The organism is Ruegeria sp. H7 (genome assembly GCF_056532945.1).
In genome coordinates this window covers 151,795-164,347 of sequence record NZ_JBQFNZ010000005.1, presented here as the reverse complement: position 1 = coordinate 164,347, position 12,553 = coordinate 151,795, and the positions used below count along the sequence as shown (strand labels likewise).

General features: G+C 60.4%; 10 protein-coding genes. 8 read left to right on the top strand and 2 right to left on the bottom strand.

Annotated features, from left to right (window positions below):
- Positions 1 to 1,011: a FecCD family ABC transporter permease gene (locus ACR0AC_RS12770; RefSeq protein ID WP_480873852.1), complete on the top strand. Its 1,011-nt coding sequence runs from the start codon at positions 1 to 3 to the stop codon at positions 1,009 to 1,011.
- Between the two features lie 2 nt (positions 1,012 to 1,013).
- Here ACR0AC_RS12770 and ACR0AC_RS12765 read toward each other — a convergent pair whose 3' ends face one another.
- On the bottom strand, positions 1,014 to 2,027 hold the full coding sequence (locus tag ACR0AC_RS12765; RefSeq protein ID WP_170622184.1) for a LacI family DNA-binding transcriptional regulator: 1,014 nt from the start codon (positions 2,025 to 2,027) through the stop codon (positions 1,014 to 1,016).
- Between the two features lie 231 nt (positions 2,028 to 2,258).
- Between ACR0AC_RS12765 and ACR0AC_RS12760 the strand changes: the two genes are divergently transcribed.
- The 5 genes from ACR0AC_RS12760 (at position 2,259) to ACR0AC_RS12740 (ending at position 7,480) form a co-directional block, all read left to right on the top strand.
- On the top strand, positions 2,259 to 3,563 hold the full coding sequence (locus tag ACR0AC_RS12760; RefSeq protein WP_480781206.1) for an extracellular solute-binding protein: 1,305 nt from the start codon (positions 2,259 to 2,261) through the stop codon (positions 3,561 to 3,563).
- A gap of 72 nt (positions 3,564 to 3,635) precedes the next feature.
- Entirely contained in the window at positions 3,636 to 4,517 is an 882-nt protein-coding gene (locus ACR0AC_RS12755) for an ABC transporter permease subunit (RefSeq protein ID WP_170453821.1), read from the top strand.
- 12 nt (positions 4,518 to 4,529) lie between these two features.
- Positions 4,530 to 5,423 carry an ABC transporter permease subunit gene (locus tag ACR0AC_RS12750; RefSeq protein WP_170453822.1) on the top strand — a complete coding sequence of 298 codons (894 nt, stop codon included), beginning with the start codon at positions 4,530 to 4,532 and terminating at the stop codon, positions 5,421 to 5,423.
- A 12-nt stretch (positions 5,424 to 5,435) separates the two neighbouring features.
- Entirely contained in the window at positions 5,436 to 6,482 is a 1,047-nt protein-coding gene (locus ACR0AC_RS12745; protein ID WP_170453824.1) for a sn-glycerol-3-phosphate import ATP-binding protein UgpC, read from the top strand.
- On the top strand, positions 6,479 to 7,480 hold the full coding sequence (locus ACR0AC_RS12740) for an endonuclease/exonuclease/phosphatase family protein (RefSeq protein ID WP_480873846.1): 1,002 nt from the start codon (positions 6,479 to 6,481) through the stop codon (positions 7,478 to 7,480). Before ACR0AC_RS12745 ends, ACR0AC_RS12740 begins: the two co-directional genes overlap by 4 nt.
- A 21-nt stretch (positions 7,481 to 7,501) precedes the next feature.
- Here the strand turns inward: ACR0AC_RS12740 and ACR0AC_RS12735 are convergent, their stop codons facing one another.
- On the bottom strand, positions 7,502 to 8,416 hold the full coding sequence (locus ACR0AC_RS12735; protein WP_480873843.1) for a LysR family transcriptional regulator: 915 nt from the start codon (positions 8,414 to 8,416) through the stop codon (positions 7,502 to 7,504).
- 116 nt (positions 8,417 to 8,532) lie between these two features.
- Here ACR0AC_RS12735 and ACR0AC_RS12730 point away from each other — a divergent pair, with 116 nt between their 5' ends.
- Complete coding sequence (locus tag ACR0AC_RS12730) at positions 8,533 to 10,083, top strand: proton-conducting transporter transmembrane domain-containing protein (RefSeq protein WP_480873841.1); 1,551 nt, start codon at positions 8,533 to 8,535, stop codon at positions 10,081 to 10,083.
- 14 nt (positions 10,084 to 10,097) lie between these two features.
- On the top strand, positions 10,098 to 12,509 hold the full coding sequence (locus ACR0AC_RS12725) for a YbcC family protein (RefSeq protein WP_480873839.1): 2,412 nt from the start codon (positions 10,098 to 10,100) through the stop codon (positions 12,507 to 12,509).
- Positions 12,510 to 12,553: the final 44 nt, after the last annotated feature.

Here is a 12,553-nt window from a genome sequence, read left to right as displayed (position 1 = left end):
ATGGCTCAAACGGGCCGCGCGGTCCTGCTGGGGGCGGTCATTCTGACCGCCCTTTTGCTGCTGTCTGTTGTCTATGGCACGACACCTATTCCTTTCGCAGACATAGGTACAGCGATCATGCTGGGCACCGGCTTGACCGAAGGCGAGATGTCGCCCCTGCACCGGATCGTGTTCGACCTGCGCCTGCCCCGCGCCTTGTTTGCGGCTGTCATCGGTGCCGGATTGGGCGTGGTCGGCGTGGTGCTGCAAACGACCACGCGCAACGATCTGGCCGATCCGTTTCTGTTTGGCCTGTCCTCGGGCGCAGCCGCCGGGGCGGTTCTGGTCATCACGGTGACCGGCGACGTTCTTGGCATCTGGACCCTGCCGCTTGCCGCCTTCTGTGGCGGTCTGATCGCGTCCGGCATCGTTCTGGCGCTGGTTCAGGGCCTGCGCACAAGCGCGCCGGAAAAGCTGATCCTTGCGGGGCTTGCGGTCTCGTTCCTGTTTTCTGCCATCACCAACTATCTGATTTTTTCCGGCGACAGTCGTGCCGCGCATTCGGTGATCTTCTGGATGCTGGGCGGTCTTGGCCTCGCGCGGTGGGAGACCTTTCCCCTTGTCCTGATCGGGCTTGCGATGATCCTGGGCTATTCACTCTACCGCAGCCGCTGGCTGGACGCGCTGCTGACCGGGGATTTCACTGCTGCTACGCTGGGTATCCCGGTTCAGGGCCTGAGGTTTCGGATGTTCTTTGTTGCGGCTCTGGCCACGGCAAGCTTTGTCTCGGTCGCGGGCGTCATTGGCTTTGTCGGCCTGATGGTCCCTCACATCGCCCGAGGCATTGCCGGAACACTGCACCGCAATCTGTTGGTAACCTCGGCCATCGTGGGTGCGATCCTGCTGACGCTCTCCGACATCCTGTCGCGCTTGCTGCTGGCCCCGCAGGAACTTCCCGTCGGCATCGTCACCACATCCATCGGATCACTGTTCGTCTTCCTGTACCTGTTCAAATCCGCCCGCAACGACTAAGCCTAGTGCGTGCCGCGTGGCACGAAATAGGGATCGACCATGATCGTCTCGCTGGTTTTGGCGGGATCGGCCAGCCTGCGTTCCAGCAGCGCAATGACCTGATCGACAGCCTCAGCAATCGGGTTGTTGACCGTGCTCAGGTTGAAGATCGGCCATCTGGCCATTTCGATGTCGTCGAACCCGACCAGCGACAGCGCGTTTGGAACGTCCAGACCCATCTCGCGCGCCGCTGTCAGCGCCCCGATTGCGCTGGCATCATTGGCGCAGATCAGCGCGTCCAGCCTGTGCTGTCCCAGCAAGGTCAGCGCGATGTCCCGCCCGGTCTCGACCGTGAAATCTCCGGTCTCTTCCGCCACCAGTCCAAGGCCCGCGCGTTCCAGCACCTCGATCACACCCGCCCTGCGCTCGGCCGAGGATGAGAAACTGGGCGCGCCACCCAGAAATCCAAACCGTGTCCGACCTTTCCGGATCAACGCCTCAGTCGCAAGTCGCGTGCCTTGGGCATTGCGGCAGCACACGTTGTCGACCCCTGGCGCCTGCACAATGCGCCCGGCAGAAATCATCGGCACGCCCAGCTTGCTGCATCGTTTGACCAGCGCCTGAGGCATACTGCCCCCGCGAAGGATCAAAGCATCCAGCGGATAGCGCAAAACCTGCTCGATCGCGTCTTCTGCACGCTGATCCCCACCGTCGATGAGAATCGGCCATTTGTTCAAAGCGTTCAGTTTACCGACCAAAGCACGCACAAATTCGGAATCAAAATCGCTGCGCATATTGCCGACAAACACCGCCACAAGGTGCGAGCGTCCGTCCTTCAGACCGGCGGCCAAAGCGTTTGGCTGATAGCCCATACGCTCGGCCATATCTTCGATTATTTTTCTTTTATTTTCATCAAGATATGCGCCGGGTGTAAAGGCGCGGGAAACGGCCGATCGAGACACCCCAGCCGCGTCCGCGACGGCCTGCGCAGTGACCCTTCGGCGCCTTTCGGCGGGTTTGTCACGATCCTGAACCACGCTCAACCTGTCCTTCGATTTGGTGGAATTTGTCAATATTGCTAGAAATCTTTCACCGAACTGTCATACGTTAACACTATGTGGGCACGTGTGCAGATTCCAGACGCGTCCATGATGCAGGTCGGAGGCTGCGCGCATCAAACGCCGCAGGGGAGCCTGCACAATAACCTGGCACAAATTTGCCACCGGTCCCTTAGCTGCAAGGGGCCGACACCGAACCGGAGGATCGAAATGACCAAACTGAAGTTTTGCGCAACGGCTGCCGCACTCGCGTTCACCGCGACCACAGTCTTTGCAGAAACCGAAATCACCTGGTGGCACGCACATGGCGGGCAATTGGGCGAGACCGTCAACAAGGTGGCCGAGAAATTCAACGCGTCGCAGGACGAATACACAATCACTCCGATCTACAAAGGCAGCTACGAAGAGACGCTGACCGCTGGTATCGCGGCCTTCCGCGCCGGTGAGCAGCCGAACATCATGCAGGTCTTTGACGCGGGCGCTGCAACCGTGATCGCCGCCAAGGGCGCAACCGTTCCGGTACAGGACCTGCTGGCCGAAAACGGTGTCGAGTTCGACATCAACGACTACATCGCCGGTGTGCGTTATTTCTATGCCGACAGCGATGGCAAGATGATCGGGATGCCCTTCAACTCGTCGACCCCGATTCTGTACTACAACGTCGACGCGCTGGAAGCCGCTGGCGTGACCCCGCCGAAGACATGGGAAGAATTCCAGTCGACCACCGCCCCGGCGTTGAAAGAGGCGGGCTATATCCCGCTCAGCCAATCGCACCTGCCCTGGATCTTCACCGAGAACTTCATGTCGCGCCACAACCTGCCGTTTGCGACCAACAACAACGGCTATGACGGCATGGATACCGAGATTCTGGTGAACAACGACGCGATCAAGGCGCACTTCACCGCCGTGACCGAGTGGAAGGACAATGGCCTGTTCGAGTGGTACGGCACCGGTTGGGGTGACAACGCCAAGCCGTTTGAAGAGGGCAAAGTTGCCATGTGGCTGGGCTCGTCCGGTTCGTTCGGTGGCCTGTTGCAGAAAAATCTGGGCTTTGAATTCAGCGCGGTTGAACTGCCCTATTGGGAAGCCGTGACGCCCGAGCCGACCCAGACCTTCATCGGTGGTGCCGCCCTGTTCGCGATGGCCGGCAAATCGGACGAAGAAAACAAGGCAACTGCCGAGTTCTTCCGTTTCCTGACCGCGCCTGAAACCCAGTATTTCTGGCATCAGGAAACCGGCTATGTGCCGATCACCGAGGCCGCCTATGACGTTGCCAAGAAAGACGGCCACTATGACCGTTTCCCGGCAGCCGAAGTCGGTGTGAACCAGTTGCAGGCGAAAGCCGGTGACAACACCAAGGGCTATCGCATGGGCTTCTACGTGCAGATTCGCGACATCATGAACCGCGAATATGGCCGTATCCTGACCGGTGAAACCGACGTGGACACTGCGTTCCAGACAATCGAAGACGAAGCCAACGAATTGCTGGCCCGCTTCGCAAAAACCCAGGGCTAAACCCCGGGATCACCCCCAAGATGGTCGCGCCTCCGGGCGCGGCCATCCCCCATTTTCGCAACTGGACGGGTCATGAAACGCGCGGGCTTCGACACTATCTGGCTTCCTGTGGCATTGCTGCTGCCACAGCTGATGATCATCGCAATCTTCTTCTACTGGCCTGCGGGTTGGGCGTTGCAATCGTCCTTCTTTCTGCAGGACCCGTTTGGCTTCGGTTCGACCTTTGTAGGGGCGGATAACTACACCTCGTTGCTGGGTAACGATCAGTACAAGCGCATCGCGTGGTTCACGATTGTCTTCTCGGTCCTGGTCACATTCTTTTCGCTGTCCATCGCCCTGCTGCTGGCGGTCAAGGCCGACAAGGTGATCCGGGGTGCCAAATCCTATCGCACGCTTCTGATGTGGGTCTACGCCATCGCGCCACCGGTCGCCGGGTTCTTGGGCATCCTGTTCTTCGACCAAAGCACCGGCCCGATGACCAAGTTCTTCCAGATGTTTGGCTGGGATTTCAAACTGGGCGTCGACTACAATGCCACCGCAACCGCGATGATCATCGTCGCCGTCTGGAAACAAATCCCGGTCAATTTCATCTTCTTCCTGTCCGGCCTGCAGTCCATCCCGCGTTCGGTCCGCGAGGCGGCGATGATCGACAACCGCTCGGCCACCGGTCGGTTCTGGCAGGTGACCTTTCCGCTGCTGGCCCCGACCGCCTTCTTCCTGCTGATCATCAACATCACCTACGCACTGTTCGACACGTTCGGCATCATCGATGCGCTTATGAAGGGTGAGCCGGGGAACAACCCGATGACGCTGGTCTATAAGGTCTATCTGGACGGGTTCCGGGGCAATGACCTTGGCGGCTCATCCGCGCAATCCGTTGTCCTGATGGTTCTTGTTCTGATCCTGACCGTCTTTCAGTTCCGGCTGGTTGAACGCCGGATCCACTATACGTGATGGGGGCGCAAAATGGCTGACACAACCCTTGAGACAACCCAAACCACCCGCCGCCCCCGCAAGATCAAATGGAGCGCGGTTGGCGATCACACCGTCCTGATCCTGGGCTCGCTGCTGATGATGCTGCCGCCGTTGCTGGCGCTGACCACGGCCAGCCATGATGCGGTGACCATCCACCGGCAGGGCATTCAACTGGGCCTTGGCGACGATCTCGGCAAGAACTTCAACGCCGCCATGTTCGAAAAAGGCGGCTTTACCCAAACCGTCGATGGCACGCTGATGCTGATGAATTCGTTCATCCTTGGCATTGGCTTTGCGGTGGGCAAGATCATCATCTCGATGATGGCCGCTTATGCCATTGTCTATTTCCGCCTGCGTTTTGCCACGCTGGCCTTCTGGATCATCTTCACCACGCTACTGCTGCCGCTTGAGGTGCGGATTCTGCCCTCATACGAAGCGATCCAGAAACTGGGCCTGACGAACACCTATACCGGCCTGATCGTCCCACTGATCGCGTCCGCTACAGGCACGTTCTTCTTCCGGCAGTTCTTTATGTCCGTGCCCGAGGAACTGGCCGAGGCCGCCCGAATCGATGGCGCAGGGCCGTGGAAGTTCTTCATCGACATCCTCGTCCCGCTCAGCCGGACGATGATTGCGGCGATCTTCATCATCATGTTCGTCTTTGGCTGGAACCAGTATCTGTGGCCGACACTGATCACCACGGATGAAAGCTTCTTCACGCTGGTCCGGGGCATCAAGCAGATCGTGCTGACCTATACCGACAGTCAGATCCCCGAACATGGGCAGGCCTTGGCGCTGGCGATCGTTGCGATGATCCCGCCGGTGGCTATCGTCATCTTCTTCCAGAATTGGTTCGTCAAGGGCCTCACAGAATCCGATAAATAAGGAAATACGCGCATGGCTCAGGTCTCGTTAGAGGGCATCCGCAAGGTCTATCCCAACGGCTTTCAGGCCGTTGAGACCACCAATTTCACCATTCAGGACGGCGAGTTTGTCGTTCTGGTCGGCCCCTCGGGCTGTGGCAAGTCCACGCTTCTGCGGATGATCGCGGGGCTGGAGGATATCACCGAAGGCACGCTGAAAATCGGCGACCGGGTGGTGAACGATGTGGACCCAGCGGATCGCGACATTGCGATGGTGTTCCAGAACTACGCTTTGTATCCGCATATGACCGTGCGGAAGAATATCGGCTACGGGCTGAAGAACCGGGGCACGCCTGCCTCCGAGATCGCGGCCAAGGTCGAAGACGCGGCAAAGATGCTGAACCTGACCGAGTATCTGGATCGCAAACCGGCGCAACTGTCGGGCGGTCAGCGGCAGCGCGTTGCCATGGGCCGCGCGGTCGTGCGCGATCCGGCGCTGTTCCTATTTGATGAACCTCTGTCAAACCTGGACGCCAAACTGCGCAACCAGATGCGGATCGAGATCAAGGCCCTGCAACGCCGCCTTGGTACCACGGCGGTTTACGTGACCCACGATCAGGTCGAGGCGATGACCATGGCCGACCGCATCATCGTCCTGAACGCAGGCAAGATCGAACAGATCGGCACCCCGTCCGAAATTTATCACAACCCGGCCTCGACCTTTGTGGCCTCTTTCATGGGCGCGCCGCCAATGAACCTGATCGAGGCGCAAGTGGATCAGGGTCAGGTGCGGATCAATGGCTATGACGGGATCATGACTGCCCCGGCCTCGGCCAATGGCCCTGTGACGCTGGGCATCCGGCCCGAAGATATTGAACTCGACGGTCAGGGCTCGGTTCCGTTTCAGGTCGACATCCTGGAAGAACTGGGCGCGCACCGGCTGCTGCACGGTCAGTTGGGCGGGCAGCCCTTTACCGTTCTGGTCAGCAAGGACCACGATGCACAGACAGGCGAAACACATATCACCCTGAAACCCGACGCACTGCGTCTGTTTGATGTGGAAACGGGAAAAGTCATTTGATTACAGACGTTTTGGACGCCCTGCCCGCTGTAACAGCGGATCAGCGGGCGCGCATCCTGTCGGCGCCCCGTACGGCTGCCGCGCATCGCGAATTGCTGGGTGACATACCTGCGATGAACGCATTGCAAATGGGCGGTCAGGCAACCACCACGCATTTGCCGGCACAGTTCAATGTCGCGGCATGGAATGTGGAACGGTGCCTCTTCCCCGAGGCGACTGCCGCCCATCTGCGCCCGATCCGACCGGACATTGTTTTGCTGTCCGAGGTTGATCACGGCATGGCCCGCACCTCGCAACGGCACACGACCGAAGCCATGGCCGAGGCCTTGGGCATGGTCTATGCCTTTGGTGTCGAATTCCACGAACTGGACCTTGGCGGCCCGACCGAGCGCAGCTTTTGCAAGGACGACTTCAACACGCTGGGTTGGCATGGCAACGCCATTCTGTCCTCGGTTCCGTTCCAGCGCACGGCCCTGATCCGTCTGGACGATCACGGCCATTGGTTTTCCTGCGACGAAGGGGCTGCCGACCCGGATCAGCCGCGAGTCGGGGGCCGTATGGCACTCGCTGCCATCGTGCCGACGGAAAACGGACCAATCTGTGTGATCTCGACCCATCTGGAAAGCAATGCGGATGCTGCGCACCGGCACACCCAATTCGTTCTTCTGCTGGATGCAATCGACAGGTTTGCACCGGGCCTGCCGGTTCTGATCGGTGGCGATCTGAACACCGGCAACCACCTGCCCCCGGATTTCAACTGGCAGGACGAAAGCCTGTTCAGCCTGGCCGAAACGCACGGATATAGCTGGGATTTCACAATTGACGGCCCCACCACACGGCCCAGCCTGATCACCCCGCACCCGCAGCGGGTGATGAAACTTGATTGGCTCGCAGGCCGGGATCTGAGCTGCATCGACAAAGGGTTGCTGACATCAATCTCGGATGAGGGCACGCCCCTGTCCGATCATGACTGCGTCTGGTGTCGCGCCAGCCTTTAGACGATTTGGACAAAGGCTGGGTTAACCCCCGGCCTTTTCCCGTACTATTGCTGCGCCGTCCAGACCCTGACTGTTCGACAGTAATTCCTGCACAAGCGGATTGGGGAACCGCCGCTTGAACGTGACTGCGTGAAAGTTCTCTTTGATGCGCGGATGCTCTTGCGCCTCGATCAACCGGCCCGAGGACAACTCATCCCGCACCACAATTGGGGCCACAAGGGCCAACCCAATATCTTCACGTGCCAGCAGGCGCATCATCGCCATGTCATCCACTTCGGCCACCACCTGCGGGCGAACGGACATCCGGCTGGCCATTGCGTCGAAAGCCGTGCGCACACTGTTTTTGCTGGTCGGCAGGATGAACGGTTGTTCTTCGAGCAGCGCCTTGATGGGGCGCTTGGGATCCAGCCGCGCCGGGGTGCCGACAATGCTGACCGGTTGTTCCGCCAGATGATGGGTGACGAAGCTGGTCAGGCTGTCACTGGCCGGTTCGTGGTTCATCAGGACCAGATCAAAATTCAGCGTCTCAAGCCCCTCAAGCAACTCACTGGGGCTGCCGGAACGCAGAATGACCTCGACATCTGTACGGGCCAGAATGGGCCGCAGAAACCCGATCTGAAAGTTGCGCGACAAGGTCGACTGTGCGCCCACACGCAGCGCTTGTCTGGCGTTTCCGGTATCCTGCAACGTTGCCACAAGCTCTTGCCCTGCCGCAAAAATTGCGTCCGCATGGTCCAGGGCGATGTGCCCGGCCTCGGTCAGGTGCAGCTTGCGCCCGCGCCGTTCGAATAGCGGGTGGCCCAGCCTCTCCTCCAGTTCTTTGATCTGAACCGAAAGCGCCGATTGCGACAGGTTCAGTCGCTGGGCTGTTCGGGTCAGGTTCCCATCATGGGCGACAGCCCAGAAATAGCGCAGGTGGTGATAGTTCAACGGCATATCGTTCTATTTAACTGAATGAAAACCTCAGAACAATGAATTTTTCATTGTGCTGCACCCGCAATATGTCCTGCGAAACGGGCCGAGTCAGCCCAAGACCAAAAGGGACGCGCAAAATGCTTCATCTGTTTCTTCCATTGTTAAGCCCGCTGATTCTGCTGGCATCGGCGTATTACGCCAGTCGCCATCCGGGGTTGCGGCCGGGCAATGTCGCGAAACTGTCCGAATGGGCCGCTCTGGCCGCCTTTGCGGTGGCTGCTATCTCGGCGCTGTTGCTGGTGACGCAGGGTTCCGGCACATCGCCGCTGATTGGCTTTTTGGGCCTGGGGTTATCAGTGCGACTGGATGCAGTCAGCGCCATCATGCTGGTGCTGGTCAGCTTTATCGGCTGGATCGTGTTGCGTTACTCGGCTACTTATATGGACGGCGAAGCACGGCAAGGTGCGTTCACCGGCTGGATGTCTGCCACGCTTGCGGCCGTTCTGCTGTTGGTGATGTCGGGCAATCTGGTCCAACTGTTGGCGGCTTGGATCGCGACCAGCCTGATACTGCACCAGTTGCTTTTGTTTTATCCAGAACGCACCACCGCTCAACGTGCTGCTCGTAAAAAGGCCGTGGTGGCGCGGATCAGCGAAGGCGCGCTGGCCGTTGCGGTCGTACTGCTGCTTGCCAGCTACGGCACCACTGACATTGCGACGATCCTGTCTTCGGCCCAAGGAAACGCCCTGACCATCGTCGCGGCCTTGCTGATCGCGTTGGCTGCGGTCATGGCCTCGGCCCAGTTCCCGATCCATGGCTGGCTGACCGAAGTAATGGAGGCCCCGACCCCGGTATCCGCCCTGTTGCATGCAGGTGTCATCAATGCCGGTGGCTTCCTGCTGATCCGCTTCGCGGACGTCATGCTGGTCGCCCCGGGGATCATGGCAATGCTGGTTATGCTGGGCGGGTTCACCGCGCTGTTCGGCGGGTTGGTCATGCTGACGCAACCGGCTGTGAAAACCTCGCTGGCGTGGTCCACCATCGCGCAGATGGCCTTCATGATCATGCAGTGCGGTCTGGCGCTGTTCCCGCTGGCCCTGCTGCATATCGTGGCGCACTCACTGTACAAGGCGCACGCCTTTCTCAGCGCGGGTGAGGCCGTGCGGAACGTGGCCGCAATTCGCCGCCCCGGCCCGGTTGCGGTGCCAAGCGCACGGAATGTGGTGCTGGCCTTTGCCACGGGCATCCTGATCTACGGCATCGTGGCGGCGGTGTTTGGCATCGACGGCAAGTCGGTCCAGGCCATTGCACTTGGCGTCATCCTGATCTTCGGTGTCGCTTACCTGCTGGCGCAGGGTTTTGCAGATGCAGCTCCCGGAGCACTGACCCGTCGCACGGTAATCTACGCCAGCGTCACCTCGGTCAGCTACTTCGTGCTGCAAATCATCGCGCAAAAACTGACCGCAGGTACCCTGCCCGCGACCCCGGTTCCGGGACCGTTGGAATGGGCGCTGATCATCCTCGCCCTGATCAGCTTTGGCGCGGTCGCGCTGGCGCAATCCACCTTCCCGCTTTGGGCCTCGCATCCTGCTGCGGCGGGCATCCGGGTGCATTTGTCGAACGGGCTTTATGCCAATGCAATCTTTGACCGGCTGTTGGACGGATGGTCCAAGCGGCAGACTGTGTAAGAGGGGTTCCCAAGATGTATATGAAGCACGAAAGCCATCCCGCAGCCCTTTTGGAACTGGTCGCACTGGCCAATGACGCGGCCCGTCAGATCCCGCCTCTGTTTCCCTTGTCCTCGAATGTCGCGGTGAACCCGTTTCTTGGGCAAACCAACGAGCCTTTGGCCGTAACCGCGGCCCGGCTTGGCCGGGTTGCGGGAACGCGGATCATGCCGGATCGCACGGCGTTTGCAGAAAAGTTGAACGCCGGAGAGATCACCGAGGGTGATCTGCTTGAAGCACTGGCCCATATCGACAGCCCGTTTGACACACCGTCGCCAGAGGATTTGGCAGCAGCGCTTGAAACCCAGGCGGCCCATCCCGCACCTCTGCCCACTGTCGCTGATCTGGCCGCAGAAGTTTCGGGGATCGACTGGCCCGGCCTGATTGACGAACGGATCGGAGCCTGGGCCGCCAGCCACTTTGATCAGGGTCAGGCGCTGTGGCAGGCCAACCGCACCGGCGGGGCCTATATTGCCTGGCGTGAATTCGCCACACGTGATCTGACGCTCGAGATACACGGCCTGAAAGGCTTTGGTGCTTTTGTCGCCGGTACCAACCGCTCGCAATGGCGGGCGATTGGCCGGGCGTCCGAGGCACTGGGGGTGACGCCCAAGGCCGCTGGAACCGCCTTCCACCGCTGGCTGATGACGCTGGGCGGATGGGCACAATACGCGCGCTATCTGCTGTGGCAGGCCGAGCTTGAAGGCAAGACCGACACCACCACGACCGAGTTGCTGGCCATCCGCATGGTGTTTGAAGAGGCGCTGTTCGACCTTTATCGCGATCAGATTGCCGAACGCTGGGCCGAGACCGTCGCGCAACATGAAACTCCGGTTACACCATCCCGCGATATGGTGATCGACGCGGTGCTGCAGGATGCCGCTGAACGCGCGCAGCAACGCCAGCTGGGACAGTCGCTTGCCAAGCGGCAGCCGCGCAAGATCGCGGGCCGCCCGATGGTTCAGGCCGCGTTCTGCATCGACGTCCGGTCAGAGGTCTTTCGCCGCGCCCTGGAAGCGCAGGGCGAAGGGATCGAAACCCTCGGGTTCGCAGGCTTCTTCGGCCTCGCCAGCGCCCACAAGGCGGCGGGTTCGGATGTGACCGAATTGCGGGGGCCCGTGTTGCTGAACCCCGGTGTCTGCTCGCATGCGGCTGAGGATACGCAGGCCGACCTCAACCGCCGCTACTCTGCGCGGGCCAAGCGCGCCTGGGGCCGGTTTAAGCTGGCCGCGGTTTCCTCTTTTGCCTTTGTCGAGGCGACAGGACCGGTCTATGCCGGAAAGCTGCTGCGGGATGCGCTGGGGAAAGGACATGGTGGGTCTACGTTCGATCCTGCACCCAAGCTGGACCCATCAATTGACCTGCCCACACGGATCGCATCGGCAAAAGCCATCCTTGGTGCCATGTCCCTGACCAGCAACTTTGGCCACATCGTCATGCTGACCGGTCATGGCGCGGATGTGACCAACAACCCGCATGAAAGCGCCTTGCAATGCGGTGCGTGCGGCGGCCATGCCGGAGATGTCAGCGCCCGCCTTCTGGCAGGTCTTTTGAACGATCCAGCCGTGCGCAACGGGCTGCGCGAAGAAGGGATCGACATCCCCAGGGACACGCTGTTCCTGGCCGCCATGCACCACACGACAACGGATGAGGTGACACTGTTCGATCAGGACCAGCCGACCGGCCAATGGGCGCAGAATATCGCGCAACTGAAGATGTGGCTGCAATCGGCTGGGCGGCTTGCCCGGACCGAACGCTCAACGCGTCTGCCTCGGGCCCGAGGGGCCCGCGACATCGCCCGCCGCGCCACCGACTGGGCCGAACTGCGCCCCGAATGGGGTCTGGCCGGATGCCGGGCCTTCATCGCCGCACCCCGGTCCAGGACGGATGGGACCGGCCTGTCAGGTCAAACCTTCCTGCACAGCTATGACTGGCGGGACGATACCGGGTTTGGCGTGTTGGAACTGATCATGACCGCCCCGGTCGTGGTCGCAAGCTGGATCAGCCTGCAATATTATGGCTCGACCGTTGCGCCGACCCTGTTCGGCGGCGGCAACAAGCTGCTGCACAACGTGGTCGGGGGCATCGGCGTGATCGAAGGCAATGGCGGCGCGCTGCGCCCCGGTCTGCCCTGGCAATCGGTGCATGACGGCGAAGCCTATCAGCACGACCCGCTGCGCCTGTCGGTGGTCATCGAAGCCCCGCGTGAAGCAATGAACGACATCCTGAGACGCCATCAAAGCGTCAAAGAGCTGTTCGACAACCGCTGGCTGCACCTGATCGCCATGGACGAAAACGGCGATCTTGCCTGGCGCTACACGAAAGACCTTGAATGGGTCCCTATGGTGAATTCCGAGATCAGAGAAAACGCCATCGCAGCGGAATAACCGCATCACATGAAAGGCCCGGCGGGGAAACACGCCGGGCCTTG